The organism is Novipirellula herctigrandis, assembly GCA_007859835.1.
GTDB classification, from domain to species: domain Bacteria; phylum Planctomycetota; class Planctomycetia; order Pirellulales; family Pirellulaceae; genus Novipirellula_A; species Novipirellula_A herctigrandis.
The window spans coordinates 2,302,630-2,326,070 of sequence record SJPJ01000001.1 but is presented as its reverse complement, the minus strand read 5'-3'; the positions used below and the strand labels follow the sequence as shown (position 1 = coordinate 2,326,070).

Annotated in this window: 16 protein-coding genes; 9 read left to right on the top strand and 7 right to left on the bottom strand. The window is 53.8% G+C overall.

Annotated features, from left to right (window positions below; genetic code table 11):
• Positions 1–462: 462 nt before the first annotated feature.
• The 7 genes from CA13_RS08355 to CA13_RS08325 form a co-directional block, all read right to left on the bottom strand.
• Complete coding sequence (locus CA13_RS08355) at positions 463–1,350, bottom strand: IS1096 element passenger TnpR family protein (RefSeq protein ID WP_146395465.1); 888 nt, start codon at positions 1,348–1,350, stop codon at positions 463–465.
• A gap of 18 nt (positions 1,351–1,368) precedes the next feature.
• On the bottom strand, positions 1,369–2,004 hold the full coding sequence (locus tag CA13_RS08350) for a Fic family protein (RefSeq protein WP_419194091.1): 636 nt from the start codon (positions 2,002–2,004) through the stop codon (positions 1,369–1,371).
• Positions 2,001–2,378 carry a helix-turn-helix domain-containing protein gene (locus CA13_RS08345; protein ID WP_146395461.1) on the bottom strand — a complete coding sequence of 126 codons (378 nt, stop codon included), beginning with the start codon at positions 2,376–2,378 and terminating at the stop codon, positions 2,001–2,003. The genes CA13_RS08350 and CA13_RS08345 overlap by 4 nt, the downstream gene beginning before the upstream one ends.
• Positions 2,379–3,423: 1,045 nt before the next feature.
• Positions 3,424–4,836 (bottom strand): DUF1214 domain-containing protein, encoded by a 1,413-nt coding sequence (locus CA13_RS08340; protein WP_146395459.1) that lies wholly within the window; start codon positions 4,834–4,836, stop codon positions 3,424–3,426.
• A gap of 65 nt (positions 4,837–4,901) precedes the next feature.
• Positions 4,902–6,419 carry a DUF1254 domain-containing protein gene (locus CA13_RS08335; RefSeq protein ID WP_146395457.1) on the bottom strand — a complete coding sequence of 506 codons (1,518 nt, stop codon included), beginning with the start codon at positions 6,417–6,419 and terminating at the stop codon, positions 4,902–4,904.
• A 115-nt stretch (positions 6,420–6,534) separates the two neighbouring features.
• Positions 6,535–8,031, bottom strand: coding sequence for a DUF1254 domain-containing protein (locus CA13_RS08330; RefSeq protein ID WP_146395455.1), 1,497 nt, complete (start codon positions 8,029–8,031; stop codon positions 6,535–6,537).
• A 71-nt stretch (positions 8,032–8,102) separates the two neighbouring features.
• On the bottom strand, positions 8,103–8,756 hold the full coding sequence (locus tag CA13_RS08325) for a TetR/AcrR family transcriptional regulator (RefSeq protein ID WP_146395453.1): 654 nt from the start codon (positions 8,754–8,756) through the stop codon (positions 8,103–8,105).
• A 344-nt stretch (positions 8,757–9,100) separates the two neighbouring features.
• Here CA13_RS08325 and CA13_RS08320 point away from each other — a divergent pair, with 344 nt between their 5' ends.
• From CA13_RS08320 to CA13_RS08280, 9 genes are all read left to right on the top strand, one after another.
• Complete coding sequence (locus CA13_RS08320) at positions 9,101–9,304, top strand: hypothetical protein (protein ID WP_419194090.1); 204 nt, start codon at positions 9,101–9,103, stop codon at positions 9,302–9,304.
• A gap of 505 nt (positions 9,305–9,809) precedes the next feature.
• Complete coding sequence (locus CA13_RS08315; RefSeq protein WP_146395451.1) at positions 9,810–10,196, top strand: hypothetical protein; 387 nt, start codon at positions 9,810–9,812, stop codon at positions 10,194–10,196.
• A 787-nt stretch (positions 10,197–10,983) separates the two neighbouring features.
• Positions 10,984–12,864 (top strand): sulfatase, encoded by a 1,881-nt coding sequence (locus tag CA13_RS08310; protein ID WP_146395449.1) that lies wholly within the window; start codon positions 10,984–10,986, stop codon positions 12,862–12,864.
• 30 nt (positions 12,865–12,894) lie between these two features.
• Positions 12,895–14,418 carry a sulfatase-like hydrolase/transferase gene (locus CA13_RS08305; protein WP_419194089.1) on the top strand — a complete coding sequence of 508 codons (1,524 nt, stop codon included), beginning with the start codon at positions 12,895–12,897 and terminating at the stop codon, positions 14,416–14,418.
• 174 nt (positions 14,419–14,592) lie between these two features.
• On the top strand, positions 14,593–16,074 hold the full coding sequence (locus CA13_RS08300) for a sulfatase family protein (RefSeq protein WP_473087451.1): 1,482 nt from the start codon (positions 14,593–14,595) through the stop codon (positions 16,072–16,074).
• A 5-nt stretch (positions 16,075–16,079) separates the two neighbouring features.
• Positions 16,080–17,654, top strand: a complete 1,575-nt coding sequence (locus tag CA13_RS08295; RefSeq protein ID WP_146395447.1) for a sulfatase family protein — start codon at positions 16,080–16,082, stop codon at positions 17,652–17,654.
• 55 nt (positions 17,655–17,709) lie between these two features.
• On the top strand, positions 17,710–19,257 hold the full coding sequence (locus tag CA13_RS08290) for a sulfatase-like hydrolase/transferase (RefSeq protein ID WP_146395445.1): 1,548 nt from the start codon (positions 17,710–17,712) through the stop codon (positions 19,255–19,257).
• A 129-nt stretch (positions 19,258–19,386) separates the two neighbouring features.
• Positions 19,387–20,616 (top strand): SHD1 domain-containing protein, encoded by a 1,230-nt coding sequence (locus CA13_RS08285; protein ID WP_146395443.1) that lies wholly within the window; start codon positions 19,387–19,389, stop codon positions 20,614–20,616.
• A 258-nt stretch (positions 20,617–20,874) separates the two neighbouring features.
• Positions 20,875–23,340, top strand: a complete 2,466-nt coding sequence (locus CA13_RS08280; protein ID WP_419194088.1) for a glycosyl hydrolase family 95 catalytic domain-containing protein — start codon at positions 20,875–20,877, stop codon at positions 23,338–23,340.
• Positions 23,341–23,441: the final 101 nt, after the last annotated feature.

The window sequence follows — 23,441 nt, the reverse complement described above, 5'->3', positions numbered from 1 at the left end:
AGGTATGAAGTCTGAGTATTTCGCAGGGCACAGGCTTTTATCAACGTTGGCCGGAAACGCATGTTTCGCAGGGGTTTACCACTTTTTTGTAAGAGGGCGGTTAGACGACCGTTGTGGATAACTTTGTGCGGAGAGACCTTTTGAAGGGTGCCCGGTTCCCGCATTCAACGAATTTCACGAACTTTTGCGTCAAGAAAAAGCCGTTCCAGATGCGTTTTACACTGTAAATCACGGCGTTTTTGCATAGCCGCTACTTAACCCGGGTAATGGCTTAGAGACTGTTTTCTCGGACAGGTTGCCCCCTTCTCGAACTGCCGTTTGGGCTGGGTTATTTGATTTGCTTCACGAAGCCCGTCTTCTACCGTGTCAAACGAAAGTCATAGAGACAGCGAAACCAAATAAGTCGATGGGCACAGAGACATTGATTGAACGAGTGCGGTTGCTTCGAGTTGAAAGTTGGAGTCACCACGATGGGAGCCCGACACGCATCGCTTCGTTGGTCTCATCGAGATCGAATGCCTCGGCGTCGAATTCGCCAGCCCACTCCGTGAAGTCGTCGTGCTCCTCGTGTTCGGGATTACCGATCGCGTCTAGGAAGTGTTCGTAACCGTAGATCCCACCAACATCCTCCGGTGGACAATTGTGTTTTCCGGCTAGGCAGCGTGGATAGCATATTGCCGGTTGACGAGTGGTCGTTTTCTCGAGCAATACATCGTGCTCCCATCCGTCGCCGAAATCGTACAAGTAGATGAGTCTCAGCTTCGGACCGTGTTGCTTAATCAGGTCACTGATCTTCATTTTCCCGTACGACTTTTCGGATGGGTCGGGAAACACATCGTCGAGCATTCTCGGATCGGTGTAGCGGACTCGGCCAAACTCGAACGCGTGGAGATGAGAATTGGTCCAGCCCATCGCAGTTTGGATGGCTTCATGAAATTTGGCGAGTGTGACGTCCAGGGTTTCAATGCGTCTCCATATCGGCGGCTTGATACCACGGAGAGATAGCTTGAATTGATAAACCGTTTGACTTGATCTCGATTGCTGGGCAAGCTCCGTTTTTGTCACACGAGGTTTCGTTGAAGCCCAACCAGTGACGGTTCGCGTCATTCGCTTTCCCGTCCACATGGGAATCTCACTCCGGTCGATCAGGATCTCGATCGAACGCGCAACACCAGCTTGCCGCTGGATTAGGCCCTTCTTTTCCAGCATCTTCATCATCTGGTTGACCGATGGCGGTGAGACTTTCAACGCGTTCGCGATTTCCGATTCGGCCGGCGGCAAACCGAATCCCTCGATGTAGGCCAATAGGAAGGATAGGTAGCGACCTTGAGTGGGAGTGAAACTGGGCATCGTAATTCTTCGGCTCCTTCAGGTTGTGGTGTCTTCGCTGAACCTATGGTGTAGGTCAATCAATGGCCCGTAGTTTCGTGCATCGGCCTCTTTGATCGCAGCAATGTACTCATCGCGAATCGGACTTTCGGTGTTTCGCAAGTTGGTCGCCGGCCAGAGCGTTGCTGGCTGGTCGTGTTGCATCAGCCACACATTCGCCAAGAGTCGAGCCCACCGACCATTGCCATCTTCAAAGGGATGAACCCAAGCCGCGCGGTGATGAAACTCAGCAGCGGTCGCGATCACGAGAGCGCCCGTTTCGTTGTGTCTCTTGTCGGCCTCCATCGCAATCACCCCGAGCTCCGCTGCGATGATGTTGGGACTCACTCCGAAGTTCTTTTCCGTTGATCGGATTTCGCCTGCCCAACTCCAGGTCGAACCAAGCATCTCACGGTGGAGTCCGAGAAGCCAATCAAAACTGAACGGTGCAATCTTCCGAGATGGTTTCGAGAGCAGGTATTTCTCGGTGACGCGAAGGATCGACGCAAACTCGACGTCGTTGAGCTCGCGCCGTGTTTTGATCGTCTTGAGCTTGAGACCCGATCCATCAAACGGCGTGTCGTCATCTTTGCCGCTCGAACCAAGCTTCTTGCCTTTGCCACGACCAGCGTTCATGAGGCCCACAGTTTTCGACTGGACGATTCAATACGAGCTTTCGCTTCTTCGAGATGTGATTGAGCCGAAGCCCGCGAGACAGCTTGAGACTCGAGAGCCACATTGCCCTGCGTGAGCGCGATCAAACGTTTGGCTTTTGCGGTCGCAATCTGATCTCGGAATTGCTTGGCGGGAATCTCTGTTAGTTCGAGAGAGATACCCAAGGCGAGCAGAATGGCCTGCAAGTTTGCGAACGAGAATTCGTAGTCCTCACCGCCGAGAATCCGAATGACTGTGGCCCGCGAAACGCCGCTGCGGCGCGCGAGATCCGAAACTGAGATATCGAGCTCTCGTTTTCGTACTTGGATGCGGGCAACGATTTCGTGAAGGACCATGACGACACGTCCGGTTTATATGGAGGGGCTGATTCGCAAATCGGACAGAAAACCGCAGCTCATCGGCCACGATTTAATTGTTGCACACGTGCAACAAAAGTCAACTTGTCATTTGTTTGGCAGCAACGTTACGTCGTGCAAAAGACGACAAACACGCGATATTACGTGAGCGGGAAGAAAAACGAGCCGATACTGCGCCCGTGTTTACCTGGCACGGATGCGATCCCCTCACATCAGTGGTTAAGAGCTGGTTTGAGCGAGGTGTGGTTTGCTCAACTCTCGATTTCTCGACGAACTTCGGTTGACGGTCGGGTAAACGAATTGGTCGGCGATTTCTGGCCGGGTTCTCTGGCTCTCGGTTTGGAGCGTCTCCATCGCGGGAGGTGGGGCGACCTTGCAAGCCCTCGGGGCCGGAACTCTCGGCACTCTCTTGTCTCGCCGACCTTGCCCTTATTTGAATCCCACCGACGCAGAGATTTTTTGGACAACGGGCTTCCGATCCCATTTTCCAGAAAATCCGCTCGCGCCGTTTGCATTAGTAACCCAGAGAGGCGTCGTTGAGTTTGGCTTGTTGAGTTTGGTTTGTTTTGGAGGGGAGACGCGATGCAGGATTCGGTATTGCCGGCGGATCAGGTGAAAGGGGTGGCGTGTTTGTTGGGGCGTGCGGTGCTGTGGTGGCAGCGAGATCGGGTCGCCAACCCGAGAAGTTCGGAAATTGTCTCCGACTCTCTACCCGAGCGGCTTGAGATACTGCCCCGTCGTCCACCGCATTATCATAGCTCTGCTACTGACCATTGCATGCAATCGGTATTTGGCGGTCGACGAATTTGGTCTGTTTCAAGAGTCGGAGCAGATTTGCAATGACGTTTGTTGCGATGATCTGCTCCGTGATTTTTTCGATGACGGTTGCGACTGTCAGGGGCAAGATAAAAACACGAGTTGCTTTGATCCCTGGCTGCCTCGTTCCTGCCTTGGCTTGCCGTTGATGAAAGAGGCTGCGGAGAAACGCCGGGCGATGCTGCCGCCGCCTAAGCATTGGAACGATTTACCGAATCTTCTGGACGTCGTCGAGCTTCCACTTTTTGGTGAAGAATGATTTGTCCGGACCGTAGAGGCGGAAGAGCAGGAAGAAGTCCTCGCCAGTGGGAATGGTGTTCGATTCGAAATTTTCAACCGGCTTTGGCGCGAAGTAGATATCGACCGAACCGTCGGCGTTCTTCTTCATCTGATCGAGTTGTCTGGAGGACAGGCCAACCCGATCGACGTCTTCGACGAAGCCTTTCGATTTCATGCTGTAGACGATCACGGACCAGAAGTCGTTGGCGGGAGTGTCCGGCGGAACCGTCAGCTTGTAGGTGTCCTTGCCGTTGAACATCTCGCCGTCGGCGGTGCGAAGCCCGGTCAGGTAGAAGGTGCCGCCGCCGAGGTTTTTCGGCAAATAAGTAATCCAGAAGAAACTGCCTCCGGAACGCTCGTCGATCAGAATGCGGTCCTCGGTCACATACGGGAATCCCGCTTCGGCCTGGCCCTCGGCGAAATTCCACATGTACCATTTCCGGTCCTCCCACCAGGGAAGCACCGCTTTGCCATCGGTGGTGAAGTAGGCCTGCATCCAGTCATAGGCGCGCGACAGGCCCTCGAGCATCGCTTTTTCCTGATCGGCGGTGGGCTCGAACGGTTTGCCCTTCTCGATGCCGATACCAGCCAGCAGCGCCATCATCGCCTTGTCCTGTTCGCGGACCGGTTCTCGGTTGATGACATCGTAGATGTCCTGGAAATAGGTCATGTCGTAGGTCGGCAGGCTGCCGTATTTTTTCGGGAAGGCGTCGATGTGCTTCGTCGCAGGCGGGTTGTCAGCCTCGGACAGGTGATAGATTTTCAACTCCTTCGCATAGGCGGTCGTGTCCTCGAAAGTAGCGTCCGCTTTCATCACCGGGCGAAAGGAAAAACCCGAGTTGTAGGTGGTGGCCGGCACCGCCACGTAGCCCTCCGGAATGTCACCTTCGTGGCCGGGCGGCAGCAGAAGGTATTTTGCGCCCTTGCCCTTGTCGTGACCGGTCGTTCCGACGTCGATCAGTGGTACGTCCCAGGCATCGACGATGGTACCGAAGTAGCCGACCTTGTCGTTGGCCGGCGGGACTTCGACCACCAACGGACCGTCCTCGGTGCTCATCGACGACCAGGCGTAGGGCGTGACATCGTTGGCAGTGAGAAAGCCATGGCGGGAGGCGAATGGTTTCGAGACATAGACAACGTCATTAACGTCGCCGCCGAGATCACGCTTGGTCGCCTTCTCGAAGTCGATCATGGCAGCCGCGGGCATGGCCCAGATGGCGGCTTCGCAAGCCCGTTGCACCATCATCTGGTGCTCGAGACCCTCAGCGGCCTTCGCGTAGGAACATAAAGCGACCGCCGCGGCAGCGGTCCAAGTGGTCAGTTCTCTGAAAGGTATTTTCATTTTGGTCTCACGCGGTTGAATTGGTTTGAATTGGTTTGAATGTAAGCGTCAGCGTCTGGGCGCAGTCACTTAACAGGCTCGAAGTCACCCGGCATCCAGGTCTTATCGAACCATGGTTGGAGCGGTCCGTAGAGTCTCAGCAGCACGTTGTAGCCCTTACCTGGCATCGTCTGCACCCAGTTTCCTTCCTGTCCTTCTGGTTTCTGAGGGCCGAAGTAGACCGTCGCGGAGCCATCGTCATTCAGCTTCAATGCTGCTGAGTTGCTGTCCAGGCCTCCGGTCTTCTGATCCGTTTCAAGGATCGAGCGGGTCTGGTTGTCGTAGACCATGAAGGACCAGAAATTCTTGGCCGGAATGGGTGCCGGCAAGGTGACGGAATACGTCCTGCCGCCGTCGAGCGCCTTCCCGTTGCTGTCGGTCGATCCGATTTCATACACCGAACCCGTTCCGACTTTCGGTTGAGTCATCTTCGGCGTGATCCCGGTGGCGTAGTAGTGAAATGCAACCCGATCATCCAGCACTCGTGCCCCATGGTCGAGGAACTCATGGCTCCCACCCGCAAGCGGTGAATACCACTGGCGCTTTCCAGGATAGAAGAACACCTTCTCATCTCTCGGTCGGAACAGGATCGCCCGGGACGCCGCATTCCCGATGGCTGCTGCCTCCTTGAGGATCTTCTTCATCCTGTCATCAGGTTCAAAAGGCTGTCCCTTCTTGATACCGATCGAAGCTGCCAAACCAACGATTTCCGGGTCATACGAATCTTCAGGCTCGTACTGGATGACAGCGTTTATCTCGTCGAAGAACCCAGCATCATTCGCGTGAATGGTGTTGTATTGCTTGTCGGAGAGATTCACGAACTCCGTCGGCTTTGGATTCGCAGCGTCGGCAAGCGGGTAAATCTTGAAGGTCTTCTTGAATGCCTCAACGGCTTGCTGAGTCTGACCGCCGGTAACCACGATGCGTATCAGCAGCCATTGGCGGTATGTTTTGGTTTTTAGCACGAAGTAATCATCGGGGATTTCTCCTTTGAAGTCGGGGCCCACCACCAAGTACTTGCCGCCCTTGCCCTGGTCGGGACCAACCACTCCGAGGTCCCCCACATACCGAAAGTAGGCATCGTCGATTAGCCCGATCACCGGCGAGCCCAGTTCGACCACCACCGGGCCGTTCTTCACATCGATTTCACCATGCACATAAGGGGTCGTCGTCTGCGGTGTCAGCCACAGTGATCTGGCATTCATTAGCGTCTCGGTGATTCCGACCGAGTGATTCGCCTCGCAACCAATTTTTTTGTGTCCCTCCAACAAGCCGTAAATCGAGGCCGCCGGCATGGAGCTAAGGAAGACCTGGACGGCCCGGGATGTATCCAGATAGTCATAAACGTTGGTGACTGTCTGGTCGGACGGAAACCCATCCCTGAACTCGAGTTCGCCAACGTACTTCGTGGAGACCCTGTCGGGGGTGCTAATGCTGTCGGGAACGTCGGCCTTGTAGGTCGGTTCGTCTTGAGCTGGGAGCGTTGAAACGGTCAACGATCCGGCGAGAACCGCAACCGAGGTGAGCAGTCTTAGTTGGTGCATCTGAATTCTTCCAAAAATTGGCGATGGTGTTTTAACAGAGAGTTATCCGGATGCGGCGGTCAGCTTTGAACGCCTCATCCGAATCAGGGTTGGAATCAGAATCAATCGCAGCGTTTTACTTGACCAGTTCAACCTCGCCGGGACGCCAGCTCTGGTCGATCCATGGCTTGAGCGGGGAATACATCCGCAGGATCACAAACCAGCTCTTGCCGGGAACCGTCTGGACCCAATTGTTCTCGTTTCCTTGCGGCGCCTCGGGTGAAAAGTACACCGTATAGGATCCATCATCGTTTTTCCGAAGACCCTCGGTGTTACCACCGACGGTCGGAGAAGCCTGTTCGGTTTGAAGCATGGAGCGAGTTTGGGGATCGTAAACCGTGACTGCCCAGAAATTACCCACCGGCGGGTCGGCCGGAATGGTTAGCTGGTAAGTCTTGGAGCCGTCGAAGGGCTGCTTCTCAGAATCAACGTAAGCGATGGCGTAGTCGGATCCAGTGCCTTCCCGTGGGGCTGCCATCGCCGGGGTCACTGCGGTGTAGGGATAGTGAAACATGACGCGGGCATCGGTGTTCATGGTCCGGCCATCTTCGCCGTTGAAGAAGACATTGCGAGCCGTGTAGGCCATGATCCAGGCACTGTCGGTGTCGGGATAGACGCGCACGCCTTTCATGTTCTTGCCAGAGCGGGGATACCAGACGACCGACCGCGAGGCGGCATTACCCAGCGCGACCCCCTCGGCCAGGATTTTTTGCATCCGCGCATCCGGCGCGAATTCTTTGCCCTTTTCGATACCGACCGAAGCAAACAGTCCACGGGTCTCGGCATCGATGATCCCCAGCGGCTCGTACTGGATGATTTCGTCCAAGTGGTGATAGAACTTGCTGTTGTTCGGGTGGATGGTATTGAACGCCTTTCCGGTGGCGCTGACGAATTTCATCTCGGGCTGATCCTTGAACTTCGAGAGCGGATAGACCTTTACGTTTTCCGTGCAGAGGGAAGCAGCCGCCTGGACGTCACCATCTTTCACCGACGATCGCAAAAAGACCCAGATTCGGTACGTCCTGGGACGGTAAACGGCAAAGCCATCCGGGATCGCTCCGTCATAGCCGGGCGGGAGGTAGAGATACTTTCCTGCGGTCGGAAGGTTGTTGATGTAACGGAACCAGGCGTCGTTGGCGGCTCCGAGCAGCCCGTCGGGGACTTCGACCACGGTTGGCCCGTCGCGTTTCAGGTCGAGATCAGGAATGCAGTAGACCGTCGAACTGTTACCGGTCAAGAAGAGGGACTCCGGCCCCATGAGCTTGTCGAAAATCATCACCTCATTGGCCTCGACAGCGCCAAGGGAGTGCGCGCCATCGATCAACGCCTTGAGAGAAGCGCCAGGCATCCCCTTGAGAAACGTGTCCATGGCCCGGGTCGTGTCAAGGTAGTCGTAGACCTTCTCGGCAGTCGCCGGCAGCGGTGCTCCGTCGAGAAACTTGAGCGTACCGATCGATGTTTCGACTTCGTTCGGAGTGGAAATCGAATCAAGAACCTCCTGGCTCACCTGAGCCGACGCGGGAGCAACGGTCAAAGCCGTCAGGAAGAAACTCAGCGAGATCATTTTCTTCATGGTGTAAAGCTCTGGTTAGTGATAGTGGTGTCGGAAAAACGAGAAAGGTGGTTTGGTTGCACGCTTGCACCTCACGGACTGCAAACGATCTGTGGGTAAAGGGTCGATGTCCAGACACGAATGATCGCCTCACGGATCGGTTCTGGTTGGCTACGCGGTCGACTTCCAAAGGCTTGGATCAGCAGGCTGGCGTCCATCCGGTTTAGCGCCATCGCAACAGGTCTTGCCTCAAACGACGCGATCAAACCTTGGCCTTGATGCTGCTCGATTCGTGCTGCCACAGCATCGTCGAACTGGCCGAGGAACCGATTCCATTCTTTCTCAAGGCGTTCATCACTGACGGCTGCGTCCGAAACGGCCCTTAGAATCGGACCGCCGTCGTAACAGACTTGCACAAGTCCGGTCAGTGACTTTTTCAAAAGTGCGAGAGCGTCACCCTCGCCCTGCAGCCAGGGAGTTGCGACATCCAAAATGGACGCCTCCAGCCCGCAAAGGAGCGCTTCAATCAGCTCATAGAGATCGCCGAAGTACTGATAGAACGCTGACCGACCGGCACTGGTTTTGGACATCAATTCGTTCACGGTTAAATCGCGAAACGGCTGCGTCCAGAGGAAATCCAGCGCCGCCTCTAAAATCTCGGTGCGAGTCTGCTCCGACTTTCGCGGTTTGACGGCTGGGCTGGGGACACTTTCCAGGATCGACGAGTTCAGCTTGCAATGCGACATGACGTTGAGAATAACTGACGGTGTGTCAGTGTTCAACGGGCCGGTCGAATCGAATTTGAAAGCGATTTGAAGTGTCCCGCCTTGGCCCAGCGAAATCAAATTCCGAAAAGGTTCTCGGCTTCGCCTCACAACGCTTCAGTCGATCGTTTTTGAGCTCAATCGCTGTGGTCCGTAACCTGCGGAGGCAGCGTTCGCAGGTACTTTGCAGCTGGCGTTGGGTCTGCTTGGAGCATTGGTATCTACACAAGTCAGGAAAGGATTACGTGGGCAATCGAGGTCATTGAAAAATCTAAATTGACAATTGTAAATTTGAAAATCTAGAAACGTTTCAGTGGAGAAGATCGATGGATCAGCGCGGTGAAGATCTGGAAGACCGATTGTTGGATTTTGCAGCACCCATTGGGAAATTGGTAGATGCGTTGCGGGACACTCGGCAAGGCTGGCATATCGCGGGACAATTGGTGCGAAGTGGCTATCTGATGATCGGATCACGCCGCTTCTCGATGAATGCGTCCAATTGTGCAACATCATTGGAAAGTCAGTCGTGACAGCCAAGGCTAACCTTCAAAAAATGAATAAGCTGGCTGACGGAGGCGATTTTACAATTTACAACTTTCAATTTAACTTTTTCAGTTGGTAACGACTTAAGCCAGTTTGGTACTTGTGTAGATACCAATGGCTTGGAGGCCCTCTGTAGCAACTCATCAAGCCGATAGATTAACGAGCCCATAGGCGAGAACGTCCCCTTCAGGAAACTAAGTTTGGCCGACCGCAACTTGCGGAGGTTGGACCATCCTCGGCATTTTTCGAGATGCCCAAACTGCCGTCCGTCTTGGACACCGACGCGCGATTCGCATGCTTGGATTTCTCGCTTACTGAGGAACTCTGCGGAGATCTCAGCGCCGATCGATTGTCTCGACCTCTGGCCTAATCCCAAAACCATGGCTGTCTGCTCATTTTCCGGAAATCTGCTCGCGCCGTTTGCATTAGTAACCCTGACAGGCGTCGTTGAGTTTGCTTTTTAAGTTTGGTTTGTTTTGGAGGGGAGACGCGATGCAGGATTCGGTATTGCCGGCGGATCAGGTGACACGGGTGGCGTGTTTGTTGGGGCGTGCGGTGCTGCGGTGGCAGCGAGATCGGGTCGCCAACCCGAGAAGTTCGGAACTTGTCTCCGACTCTCTACCCGAGCGGCTTCAGACGTCGCCGGATTCGTTGCTCTCTGTGACTGGTCAAAACAACCGGGCAAAACAACCGGGCAAAACAACCGGGCAAAACAACCGGGCAAAACAACCGGGCAAAACAACCGGGCAAAACAACCGGGCGAGACCGACTCTCGACACGACACGGGAGACACAGGCGTTATGCGAAGAGCAACGAAAAAAGATCGCGACACTGATCGTCGAAGCGATCCGGCGGCCTAGTGTGAATGGTGAATGGTGAATGGTCATAGCGATTGAAGCGATCAGGCCATGCTTCACGGTCCGATGATCCCGGCTATGTAGCGAACGCATTCGGGATGTATGGATTATGTTGCCAAGAGCTTTTTAGGGGAACCTCGTATTTGCCCTCTCGTCGAGACGGAGTTGGTAAGATCGCCAAACGTCGTGTTCGGGACGAATCTGCGAACAAATCCCCAGTGAAAGAGAGGGGTGGTGGTGACAAATCAGTGGCCTTTCGCTGTCTATTCGGTCCGATACACCGATGCGAGCTAGCCTACAGCGTAATCTGCTTCGGTCGATGCAACCGCTCGCAATCAGGAGGCGAATCACCGACGGACACAAGAGCGAACTCCGAGACCTTGGCGTCTTCTAGCACAGACCAGTTACGTCCGCTTCTTTTGCGTGAGGTGTTCACGACCACGCGAGTTAGCGAATCACCAAAAACGCGTCCCGTTTGTAGCCGACCGACACAGAGATGTTTCAGTCGCTCTAAAGCGACAAGGGAGGCGAATGCGTGTTTCCTGATGGTTCCGGAATTAACAAAGTGAAGGAAGCAACGGAGGAAAGACAGGCAGGAGGAAGTCAATGGTGGAAGCGGCGGAGCATTTTTCTGCCCAGATTTTCTTGCCAAATGAAACTCCCACCACATGGCAACGGCATGAAATGGATGTCGCAAAACGTTAGTGCGCTGTCGCATTCTGAACTGCATTTGCGACTGATGTCGATTACACTTAAGTCGCAAATCCAGACCCGCTTGAGTAGCGAAAACAATTGCTGAGCGAAATCAAATGCGCCGATTCAGAAAACGACCATTCGCTGTTTCCATTCTTGTGATATTGGGATCGGTGTGCCTCTTTGCTGAGGAGACGCGTCCGCAACCTAACGTGGTGTTGCTATTGACCGATGACCTGGGTTGGCAGGATGTGAAGTGTTACGACATTGACGAACCATCGCCGATGGAAACGCCGAATATTGATGCGTTGGCCGAAAAGGGCGTCATGTTCTGGCAGGCCTATTCGCCGGCCCCGACCTGCGCCCCGACCCGCAGTGCGATCATGAGCGGTGATCATCCGGCTCGTGCTCAGCTTACTCATGTTGTCGGCGGCAAGCCGCCCGCGCCCTATCATAAAACACAGCACCGCATGATGCCGCCGTGGTACCGCGGGCACATGTCAGCGGAAACGGTAACAATCGCGGAGGCGCTGAAAACCAACGGTTACACGACCGGCCACTGTGGCAAGTGGCACATGTCAATCAAGCACAATGCTTTTCCGCAACCGGAAGATCAAGGCTTCGATTGGTCGCAACGCAACGCGGGAACAACCACCCGTATGCGGCCGCATCGCTTGACCGGGTTCGCAACTGACAAGCCTAACGATCCATATCGCCTGGATGACAATGGATTTGCAACCCACCAGAACAGCATCGACGCACTCGCGTTTTTGGATGAACACAAAGACAAACCGTTTTTTCTGTACTATGCCACCAAGCTTGTCCACGCACCGATTCATACGCGCAGCGAGCGGCTGCTGAAAAAATACTGCGACAAGCTCGGAGTGGAACTGCCGGAAAATCCGCAGCAGTGGAAAGGCGAGGGCCAGACCAATCCCTTTTACTGTGCGATGGTGGAAGAACTCGACTACTACGTTGGAAAACTGTTCCAGGCCCTGGAAACCACCCAAGACCCGCGTTGGCCGGGGCATACGCTAAGCGAAAACACGTACATCATTTTTACCTCCGACAATGGCGGCATGGAAAGGATGCCCGGCGACAATATCACGGATAATTACCCGCTTGATCGTGGCAAGATTTCTGCCATGGAGGGTGGCACGCGTGTGCCGCTGATCATTGTTGGCCCCGGTATTGATGCCGGTGTGCAGTCGGATGTGATGATCAACGGACTCGATTTCTATCCCACCATTCTTTCGTGGACTCGCACGCAGAAACCCGAAGGGAAACAGTTCGACGGCTGTGACATTTCCGAGCTGCTGAAGAACGACCCCACCGATCCGGAGTTGGTGAAAGAAGACGACGGTTCAGTCCGTGATACCATGTTGTGGCATTTCCCAAACAGCATCGCGTTGGAGAGCACGATTCGCATCAGGGATTACAAGCTCATTCGGAACTACGACCACAAAGACGATGCTCCAGAGCTGGAGCTTTACCGGTTGTACGAAACGAAGGACGGCAAACAGATTCGGGGAGACATTGAAGAGTCTAAAAACCTCGCCGCTTCGATGCCGGAAAAAACGCGGGCCATGAACGCGGAGCTTACCGAGAGGTTGACGGAGATGAGAGCCAGCTATCCCTATTTCAACCCGCACTGCAAACATTCGCTAGCGAATAAGGAAAAGGTTCCAACAGTCCTTTCTTTGAAACAAGATGGCGATGTTGTTGAGTTTACCTATCAGGAACATGGCGCGAAGGTTATTCGGGCTCAGTTGATCTACACATCCAACGGTGGAGAATTTCAGGAGGAGTGGTTTCGTACGCCAGCAAAATTGTTGCCCGAAAACAAGGGCTCAGCCACGTTGGCCGCTGGAACAACCCACTATGTGATTAACCTGATCGACGAGAATAATTTCCTGGTCAGCTATCCTGATGTGGAAAAATCGACTCGCACCAACCATCCGTCAGAGACGGCGCAGGCGGTTGCGGAATCCAAATAGGTAGAATGTGAAAACATGAAGAACAATAGCATGAGGAAAACTGGGCTGGCTTTTGGGTTGTTGGTCGCAGCCAACACCGCATTTGCGATGGGCCAGGCCAATGCAGACGACAAGCTTGCCAAGCGTGAAGCCAATCGCCCCAATATCGTCTTTGTAATGAGTGACGACCAGCGTTGGGATACGTTTGGTTGTTATGGCCGGACCGATGTACTCACTCCCAACATCGACAAGCTCGCAGCCAGTGGCGTGGCTTTCGACAATGCCTACTACGCGGTGGCGATTTGCATGCCGAGTCGTACCACAACGTTTACGGGACGCTACTTTTCGGATCATCAATGCGGATTTACCTATCCCTATAACCGCACGCTGCCCGCAAAGGAGTTTGCCGACAGCTATCCGGCCCAACTGCGAGCGGCGGGTTATCGTACGGGTTTCGTGGGCAAGTTTGGCGTTCGGCTGGAAGACCTGCCACAGACCGTCGCTGAGCACTTCGATTTTTACACGGGGATTTCCACGACCAGCAAGAAGGGGCCTCATTTTCCTGCGGACGATAAAAAATTGCAGCACATCTATCGAAAAGACCGCGATCCTAAAGAGCGAACTTTGATCAAGGGAGATTCGATGATTCACTTTCTGGAGACGCAACCTGAGGGGCAGCCCTTCTGTCTTTCGATCAGTTTTGATGCCGTCAAGAACGATCGCGACAGCGATATGTATGGTCCGCATGTGGCACTTTTTAAAGACAAGCCGATGTGGGTTCCTAAAAACTATGTGGAAGGGGAAAACGAAAAGCTGCCGCAGGTGCTGAAAGATCATGCCCGTGGTGTCTATCTGCATCGGGATCGAACATCGACACCGCAAGAGTATCAACGAAGGACTCGTCGTTTTGCCGTGCAGGGGTACACGGTCGACCAGCAAGTCAAACGATTGATGGACAAGCTGAAGGAAATGGGCGTGCTGGAAAACACCGTCGTGATTTACACCAGCGACAATGGTCGCTTCCACGGTTCGCAGGGGCTGTTTGACAAGGCGATTCTTTACGATGAAGCGATGAAGCAGCCGCTGATTGTTTTCGATCCCCGCGCCCCGAAGTCGCGGCGCGGCAGCCGAGTAGACGCGATGGTGTCCTCGGTCGACATCGCTCCGACAATTCTTTCTCTGGCCGGATTGGAAGTTCCGCCAAGTATGAAGGGACGCGACTTGGGTCAATTGCTTGCAGGCACGCAAGACTTGTCCAAATGGCGTGACACCGTGCTGATGGAAAACTTCTTTATTCAGGAACTTCTTGGTAAAGGGCGAAAAAAGGGAGTCACCCCTGATGCTCAAAACATAGAGCTCATTGCGAATAAGCGATCGTATCGCAGCCGCGGCGTGCGCACGGAACGCTACAAGTACTTCGCCTACTTTGAACATGATCCGGTGATTGAAGAACTCTATGATCTGAAAGAAGACCCGCATGAGCAGGACAACCTCATCTCCAATCCCGAATACGCAGCGGTACTTGAGAAACTGAGAGAAAAGACACGGGACTTCCACGCCCGCGCAACTGATTAACGGCCATGGCGTATGACCGTGCGACGAGCGAATTCATTGACGGTATAACTGACTGAATTTGGATTTCCCGGTAGTGGACGGGGCTACGAGTCCTGCGGCGAAAGGATTCGTTGCCTCATCCACTACGACACCTATGGCTCGAGCAACACCTAACAAAAAAATAGAGACTGAACGATGGAACTGATGAACCAAGCATCCATGATTCGACAGCTGGTCGTTGGGGCCTGGGCTGTATTGTCGCTGGCTGCCTCAGCTAACGCGGAACGTCCGAATGTTGTTTTTGTACTTTGTGATGATCTGGGCTACGGCGACGTGCAGTGCCTGAACCCGGAGCGGGGTAAAATCTCGACGCCGAATATCGATAAGCTCGCCGCCGATGGGATGATCTTCACCGATGCACACTCCGGGTCATCGGTCTGCACGCCGACTCGCTACGGTCTTATGACTGGGCGTTACAGCTGGCGCACCCGTTTGCAGCGTGGCGTGGTTCAGGGTTTTGCTCCCAATCTGATTGCTGCCGATCGTCCGACCGTGGCCAGCTTTCTGAAGGACCAGGGCTATCACACCGCGATCATTGGAAAGTGGCATTTGGATTTCCTCTATCAGGATCCGGCGACCGGGAAAACCGTGAAGCGGAAAGGAAAGAAAACGCTGGCTCCGGTCGGCAGCACCATCCCCGACGGACCGGTCAGCCGTGGTTTTGATTACTACCACGGCTTTCACCACGCGGGCGACATGAAGGGGGTCATCGAAAACGATACCGTCATCCTTCATGAAGACGAGATCAACATGTTGCCGCGTCTGAAGCGAAAGGCTGTGCAGTATATCGAAGAGCGGGCGAAAACTCCGGACCAGCCCTTCTTTCTCTATGTGCCACTCGGTTCGCCGCATACCCCGATTTTGCCAACGAAGGAGTGGCAGGGGAAAAGCGGGATCAATCCGTATGCGGATTTTGTCATGCAGACCGATGATGCTTTTGGAGCGATGGTCCAGGCATTGGAAGACAACGGGTTGACCGACAATACCCTGGTGATTTTCAGCAGCGACAATGGTTGTTCCAAAGCGGCGAAATTGAAAGAACTTGAGGCCGCCGGACATTATGCCAGCGCCCACATGCGCGGCTCCAAAGCCGATATCTGGGACGGCGGGCACCGCGTTCCATTTATCGTCCGCTGGCCGGGAAACGTTGCGGCGGGCACCGACAGTGACCAGTTGATTTGTCTCATCGACTTGATAGCGACACTTGCCGAACTGACGGGGACGCCGCTACCGGCCGGAAGTGCGGAAGACAGTGTCAGCTTTCTGCCCGCGTTGTCGGGGAAACCGATTGTGTCTACCCGCTCCGGAGTGATTCATCATTCGATTAGTGGCCACTTTGCCTATCGCCAGGGCAAGTGGAAGCTGTGCCTGGCCAAAGCTTCCGGTGGATGGTCAGCTCCAAACGAAAAGAGTGCCCCGGCAGATGCGCCCAAGGCTCAGCTGTACGATCTGGAAAACGACCCCAGCGAAACAACGAACCTTTATGAAAGCCACCCGGAAGTGGCAAAACGTCTGCTGAAACTGTTGGAAGCGGATGTGGTGGGTGGTCGCAGCACGGACGGTGCGGCGGCAAAGAACGATATGGATGAAATTAAACTGTGGAAAAGTGAGAGGTAAGGGTGATGAAAACAAATCGATATCGAACCTGGTTAGTGGTGGGGTTCGCTTCTTTGTTGGCTACCGGTTTCTTTGGAGCAGAGGTCGCTGCGAAGCGGCCCAACATTCTGTATATCGTCGCCGATGACCAAGCACCTTTTGATCTGAAAACCTACGATCCGGACTCGTCGTTGGACACTCCGGTGATTGACCGTCTGGCGGCCGAGGGCATGGTGATCGATGGAGCCCATCAAATGGGAGCCTGGTGCGGTGGCGTATGTACTCCGTCACGCCATATGATCATGTCCGGCCGCACGCTATGGCATGTTCCGGATAAACCAACATTCGGCCGCAATCCGCTTGAGAAAGATCCAGGTCATGTGCCACCCAATCTAGCGAGTCATACCATGGCGGCGGTATTTAATTCCGCAGGCTATGACACGATGCGGACTTGCAAGCAGGGGAACAGCTATGCTGACGCGAACAAGCAATTCAACGTCGTACACGATTCGACCAAACGAGGCGGCACCGATGAAACCGGCAGCGGTTGGCACGCGAAGCAGGTGCTTGACTATCTCGACGGGCGTGAGACGTCCAACGATCAGGATCCATTTCTAATCTATTACGGGTTTTCGCACCCCCATGATGTTCGGGACGGGAAGCCCGAGTTGCTGGCCAAATATGGTGCGGTGAATCATCGGAACAAGAACAGCCTCCCTCCGGCCAATCCAAATCAGCCAAAGCTTCCGCATAACTATCTCCCCGGACATCCGTTCAACAATACGGACATGAAGGTTCGCGACGAGGTAAACGTCAGCGGGGTTTGGAGCAACCGTGATGAACGCACTATTCGCAATGAGATCGGCCGAGAGTATGCCTGCAGCGAAAATATCGACATCCAAATCGGTGCTGTTTTGGAAAAGCTGAAGCAGTTGGGCGAACTGGAAAATACCTATATCTTCTACACGTCCGACCACGGGATGGCGATCGGACGGCACGGGCTGCAGGGCAAACAAAATCTTTACGAGCACACCTTCCGCGTCCCCTACATCGTGAAAGGCCCAGGCATCAAACCGGGCTCGCGGGCGTTGGGGAACATTTATCATCTCGACGCGCTGGCAACGCTTTGTGATCTCGCCGGGATTGAAACGCCGAAGACCAGCGAAGGGATTAGCTTTAAGCCAATTCTCGAAGGGGAAAAGGATACGGTGCGCGATGTGCTCTACGGTGCCTATTGCGGCGGCGCGAAGCCCGGAATGCGGTGTGTCAAGAAAGGCGACTGGAAACTGATCCGCTATGAATCGACCCAGGATGGCGTGAGCGAAACCCAGCTTTTCAACCTGGCCGAGAACCCCAACGAATTGCTGCCTGAACACCACGATCCGAACGTGATTGCATTCACCGGGTATACGCCCAATCCGAAGCAAACCGATCTGGCTGACGATCCGGCCTATGCACAGAGGCTCAAGGAAATGGAGCAGGTTTTGCTGGAGGAGATGCGAGATCACTATGATCCGTTCCGCTTTTCCAATCAGCCAGATGACGGCTTGCCGGCTGTGATTGAAACGAAGCAGGGTAAAGGGAAGATGAAGTCCAGGTAGAAGAAGTCCAGGTAGGATGCTCCCCGAAGCCTAGGATACTCATGAGAGATGTAGTATGAAAATTCAAATCGTTTTGGTGCTGGCCAGCCTGCTGCCCGTTGTCTCTATCGCCCAGGCAGAACCAGTGGATCAGCCCAATGCCTCTGCCAAACCGAATGTCATCTTCATCAAAACGGATGACCAGCGATTCGATTCGCTCAGCATGACCGGGCATCCGGTGACCAAGACGCCCAACATTGACCAGTTGGCCGCCGAAGGTGTGTTCTTCAATCAAGCGTTGATCACCAGCCCCATTTGCGGTCCCAGTCGTGCTAACTTCTTCACCGGACAGTGGGAACGAAAGAATCGGGTTGGCTTCACGTATGTCTCGAAGAATTTCATCCCCACCGAACTGTTTGACAACAGCTGGCTGATGCAGTTGAAACGAGCGGGCTACTTTACCGGGTACATCGGCAAGCACCACACCAATATTGGTGAGATCAAGCAGCAAAATCGTTACATGAAAGAGAACGTGGATTTCTGCTACATGAAACCGGGGCACCTGGGTTTTGATCTGATGAAGTGGAAACAGTTTCAAAACTTGAAGCACAGTTCACAAATTGAAGGTCTGTTTGAGGCGACCGACGCGTTTATTCGCCCTGGCAAAGACAAAGACTATTTCTTTGAGAACGCCGATTCATCGGTGAAAGACTTTTTGCGGCAACGCCATTCGGACAAGCCGTTTTGTCTGTCCATCAATTTCAATTTACCCCACGCCGCCAGCATCGGTGGGATGGGATCCAAGTCGACCGACCCGGAGATGTATCGGTCGCTCTACAGCGACAAAGCAGACGACTTCGTGTTCCCCAAAGGGTATCCGAATATCGAAGTGCCGTTGCCCGACGATGTTTTTCGGCAAGACGAATTGATGGGCTACTATCGGACAACGAATCCGCCGAGGTTGCTCGACAAGAAAACCAAAATGGCCCGCGCGGTCGCCGGGATTGATCGGTTCGTCGGCAACTTGCGGCAAACGCTCGCAGAAATGGATTTGGCCAGCAACACGATTCTGGTTTTCATTTCGGACCATGGGCTGTTGCTGGGAGAACATGGACTGGGCGGCAAGACGTTCTTGTACGAAGAGTCGATTCGCGTTCCACTGATCTTTTACTCGCCTTACTTTGAAAAGAATGAGCGAGGGAAAACGATCGACAAATTGGTCGTTGGGCAGGATGTGCCAGCGACGATTCTAGAGTTGTGTGGATTGCCGGTCCCAGCGACCTATCAAGGCGAAAGCCTGCTGCCGCTGATTCAGGGCCGCGAGGTTTCGTGGCGCGAGGATGTGTTCTGCGAAAACCTGTTTACCGATCAGGGCTATCCGCGGATGGAAGCGGTCCGCGGGAAGAATTGGAAGTACATTCGTTACTTTTCGCGAGAACACGATCGCAAAAAGTATTTGCCCAAGGCATCCACGGGCGGCGAGCAGCCGATTTACGAGGAGCTGTTTGATCTCAAGAAAGATCCCAAAGAACAGAACAATCTGGCCACCGTCCCGGAATACGAATCCGTGTTGAAAGAACACAGAGCACGATGCCAGGTGCTGGTGACGGAATTGGCAAAGTGAATAAATGGACGGCGCCCGAACAGTCGTCGTAGTGGATGAGATTACGAATCCTTTTGGCGCAAGACTCGTTACTTCGTTCACTACCGGAAACCAATCACTACCAATTCTGCTGTTGAATAGGACATAGCGATGTGGCGAAAACCTACTGTCTCACCGTACTACCGAACGCCGTTCGCGTACTTGACGCTGTTTTGCGCCATGACCGATAGTGCATTCGCTGACGAGCCTCGCGTCTGGAATTCGGCAGACGGAAAGTTTTCTGTCGAGGCAGAACTCGTGGGTATCGAGAACGACAACGTCCAATTGCTCAGAACAGACAACAGCAAAACGGTGTCTGTTCCGATCGAGAAGCTAGGCCGTCGTGACCAAAAATATATACGGAATCACGCACAACAAGTAACGAGCACAAACGAACTTACGCACCGTCGTGCCGCATGGATGGAAGGCCAATGGGGATTCCGCTTTAACATGCCAGGCATGAGACAGCCTAAATCGCTTGTTGAGTTTGATGTGCAAAAGATGATGGATCAGATCAAGGTTCTCGATACGGCTGCATGGGTCCAAATCAATCTCACGCAAGGAGCGAACGGTTCTTTTTACACCTCGCCTCACGCTGAACTGGCAAAGCATGTTTCGCCCAACATCGTCCCTCAGCGTGACCTGTTTGGAGAAACGCTCCGCGCACTCAACGAACAAGGCTTCAAGGTGATTGTCTATTTTGCGACGGAAGGCCCTACGATGGGCAAACATCCAGACCAGGCCATGCCGGGTGTCATCGACAATTGGAAGTCATATGCCAAATCTTGCCAGCTGACACCGAACCAAGCTGTCGCTGAGATCATTGTCAAAGAATATTCGTTGCGTTATGGCACGAAGATAGCAGGGTGGTGGTTTGACCATGCGAAATACGGTGAAATCAAGCTGTTGGAAAAGGCGGCTCGTGCAGGAAATCCTGAGGCGGTTCTGGCGTTCAACATGGGGGGATCCTCCAAGCTCCTGACCTGTCCAGAATCCGACTTTACTGCAGGCCATCCCACACCGATGAAAAAGCACAGTCCATCATGGGAAGGGAATGAGGTGGCAATTACACTCATTGAGAAGAATAACTACATCAATGGTTCTTTGGGACATTTCTTTCCGCCCATGCAGAAAACGTGGAACTCCGGAAAACCAGCATTCGAGACGCAGCAGGCCGTGGACTGGACGATGCGTATTGTTCAAGCAAATGGATCCATCACCTGGGCCGTCGCTCTTGAGGATTTCAAAAACAAGCAGGCTCCATTGGCCACCTTTCAATTTCAACAACTGAAAGCAATCAATGAGGCCGTCAAGCGAAGCAGATCAGCCGCCACGCCCTAGCGTACGGCTCCAAGAAAGAATCGGGTGTTGGCGGCTTATTGATTTATTCGTTTAACAGCGTTTAACAGTTAGCCGAAGGCGTACTTACCGCCCGTCGCGTGCGCCTACGGCTGCCGGTTAAACGAAATACAGTATACGAAGCACTGGATTAACAGCCCGCTAACGCACTGCGCCTGAATATTGTTTTTCGCTACCACGTTAAATCGACAGAACCCTTCACGACAACCATACGTCTCTCGTCGCTAACTCGACCTCATCATGAAAAAGAACCTCTTGTGCCAAATGCTACTTCGCATCGCTATTGCAGCCTTTGTGACGGTCGGCATCGCAAACGCCCAAACACCCTCGCAAGAAGCGCGACGGTCGAGTCATTCAGCAGAATCGACGCTTCCGCTTCCGAGTCCCCAGGTTCGATGCGAAGTCGACTACGAGTCATTTCTTTCGAAAATCGACATGACTTGGGATCGCGTTCCCCATCGCTGGGAAGTCGCTCCTTACACGGGCAACGGCAATGTCGGCTTCCTGCTTTATCAATCCGTTCGGGACGCCAAGAATGTCATCTCCATTCATGTCGGTCGACATGACTACTACGACCACCGGTTGCCGCACGAAGGAAACGAGCACCTTTGGATCTATCGCGGCCGTCTGCCGCTGGGGCGTTTCCAGCTCGAGTCGAAAGGCAACATCGAATCTGCAGACCTGCGACTGAGCTTGTGGGACGCCGAAGTCACCGGGACGGTTCATACGGACAAGGGTTCGTTCACCGTTCGCGGTCTGTCGCACAGTTTGGATGATGTGATTTACTTTGAGACCGATGCATCCGACGGTGAATCCATTCAGATCACATGGCATCCCGATGAACCGATGCCGCCTGTGCGTGCGACACTCGATTCAGGCGGTGGCCCCAAAGGTGGAATCTGGGACAAAATGCGGGTCGCACCGCTGCCGATGCCACCGGCCGCGAGCTTGAGCGAAGACGACGGAATAAAGTTCTGCTTCCAACCGCTCTATGACCATCGTGGCGAAACCACAACGGGCTGGGAAGTGAGCGGCGATTCCGATGGCAAGCAAGTCTTAATGGCGAGTATTCACCACAGTTTCCCCGAGCGGAACAGCAAGGAAACCGTGAAGCAAAATCTCAGCAAGGCTCAAGAGCGACTTGCCGAGAACTGTTTCTTCGATTCGCACAGGCAGTGGTGGCACGATTACTATCCGCTCAGCTTTCTGACGATCAATGATCCCGAGAAGGAAGCGTTCTACTGGATTCAAATGTATAAGTTCGCGTCGGCGACGCGCGGTAATGGTCCTGTCATGGATTTGATGGGGCCTTGGTATCACAACACGTTCTGGCCGATGGTTTGGGGCGATCTGAATGTGGAACTGCAGTACTGGACGCACCTGACGGCCAACCGGCTGGATGTGGGCTCGTCACTCTGCAATTGGTTTGACAAACACGAGGCACAGCTTTTCAAGAACGTTCCGGCACACTGGAAAGACAGCGCTGGCTTGGCCACGCTGTTTCCACAGGACTTGGTGGCAAGCCAGAGGGCGAGTGTGCCAGACATGCTGTGTTGGATCCTTCACGACTACTGGCTGCACTGTGAGTTCGCCGGTGACCGCCAGCGAATGAAAGACGGGCTCTTTCCCAAGTTGCGCGGCGTTGGAAACAGCTACTTGAATTATCTCAACGACAATCCGGTGGCTTCGGGCGACGGAACCATCCACATCAAGAACAGTTGGTCGCCGGAGTATCCAGGAGGTCGCGGGCAGGATATTAACTTCACCATCGGGCTGATGAAATGGTGCTTTCAAACTCTGATTGAACTCAATCAGGAACACGGCCTAAACGATCCGCGTGTGAAGGAATGGGAAAATGTCGTCACTCATCTTGTTGATTTTCAGATTGATGAAAACGGCCTGCGCGTCGGCAAAGATATCCCGTTCGATAAACCCCACCGACACTACTCGCACCTGTTGCCGTTTTATCCACTGGCGGTCCTGACTCCTGACACTGCGAGGGGCAAGAAGCTCATGCGGACCTCGCTGGATCACTGGCTCAGCGTGACCTTCAACAGTGACATCAAGGTCAAAGCCATGCCGGTCACTGGCTACACCGCTACTGGCGCAGCGTCAATGTACGCGATGTTGGGTGATGCCGGGAAGGCTTATCATTATCTTGATTTCTTTATTCAGCACGATCGCGTGTCGCCAACAACGATGTACGCCGAAGGCAATCCCGTCATCGAAAGCCCGCTGTCGTTTGCGACCTGCATCCACGACATGCTGTTGCAAAGTTGGGATGGCAAGCTTCGCGTCTTCCCCGCAACACCCGAAAAGTGGGCCGACGTCGCCTTTCATCAATTTCGAACGCAAGGAGCGTTTTTGGTGAGCGCGAAACGAAAAGACGGCAAGACGGAATTCGTGTCGATCGAAAGTCTGATCGGATCGCCATGCGTCGTTCGCACCGACATCGCGGAGCCAGCGATTAGTATTAACGGTGGTGCCGCCAATCCGCTGATGGTCAAGAAACGCGATGACGGATTCTATGAGGTGTCATTGAAAAAAGGCGAAACGGTCACCTTCAGTCGCCGCGCTCTTGAGCAAATGGATTTGACGATCCAAGCGATCCCCGTTACGGAACAGAACCGCAACGCGTTTGGTTTCAACAAAAAAACAGAACGCTTGCCGGGCCATCAGCACTACACCGCCAAGAACCGACGTTGATCAAAATCGCCGATTTCCCTGAACCAGAAATTGCTGAACTGAAAGCCAATAAGAAGCAACCTTTAAACAACTAAGTATTGCAATGAAACAACAAATTACTG

Bases quoted from the DNA above. Each gene is read 5' to 3' on its own strand.
- CA13_RS08325 (WP_146395453.1), bottom strand. From the start codon at position 8,756: ATGTCGCATTGCAAGCTGAACTCGTCGATCCTGGAAAGTGTCCCCAGC.
- CA13_RS08285 (WP_146395443.1), top strand. From the start codon at position 19,387: ATGTGGCGAAAACCTACTGTCTCACCGTACTACCGAACGCCGTTCGCG.
- CA13_RS08355 (WP_146395465.1), bottom strand. From the start codon at position 1,350: ATGCCCAGTTTCACTCCCACTCAAGGTCGCTACCTATCCTTCCTATTG.
- CA13_RS08340 (WP_146395459.1), bottom strand. From the start codon at position 4,836: ATGAAAATACCTTTCAGAGAACTGACCACTTGGACCGCTGCCGCGGCG.
- CA13_RS08315 (WP_146395451.1), top strand. From the start codon at position 9,810: ATGCAGGATTCGGTATTGCCGGCGGATCAGGTGACACGGGTGGCGTGT.
- CA13_RS08330 (WP_146395455.1), bottom strand. From the start codon at position 8,031: ATGAAGAAAATGATCTCGCTGAGTTTCTTCCTGACGGCTTTGACCGTT.
- CA13_RS08320 (WP_419194090.1), top strand. From the start codon at position 9,101: ATGGATCAGCGCGGTGAAGATCTGGAAGACCGATTGTTGGATTTTGCA.
- CA13_RS08290 (WP_146395445.1), top strand. From the start codon at position 17,710: ATGAAAATTCAAATCGTTTTGGTGCTGGCCAGCCTGCTGCCCGTTGTC.
- CA13_RS08280 (WP_419194088.1), top strand. From the start codon at position 20,875: ATGAAAAAGAACCTCTTGTGCCAAATGCTACTTCGCATCGCTATTGCA.
- CA13_RS08300 (WP_473087451.1), top strand. From the start codon at position 14,593: ATGGAACTGATGAACCAAGCATCCATGATTCGACAGCTGGTCGTTGGG.
- CA13_RS08335 (WP_146395457.1), bottom strand. From the start codon at position 6,419: ATGCACCAACTAAGACTGCTCACCTCGGTTGCGGTTCTCGCCGGATCG.
- CA13_RS08350 (WP_419194091.1), bottom strand. From the start codon at position 2,004: ATGAACGCTGGTCGTGGCAAAGGCAAGAAGCTTGGTTCGAGCGGCAAA.
- CA13_RS08345 (WP_146395461.1), bottom strand. From the start codon at position 2,378: ATGGTCCTTCACGAAATCGTTGCCCGCATCCAAGTACGAAAACGAGAG.
- CA13_RS08295 (WP_146395447.1), top strand. From the start codon at position 16,080: ATGAAAACAAATCGATATCGAACCTGGTTAGTGGTGGGGTTCGCTTCT.
- CA13_RS08305 (WP_419194089.1), top strand. From the start codon at position 12,895: ATGAGGAAAACTGGGCTGGCTTTTGGGTTGTTGGTCGCAGCCAACACC.
- CA13_RS08310 (WP_146395449.1), top strand. From the start codon at position 10,984: ATGCGCCGATTCAGAAAACGACCATTCGCTGTTTCCATTCTTGTGATA.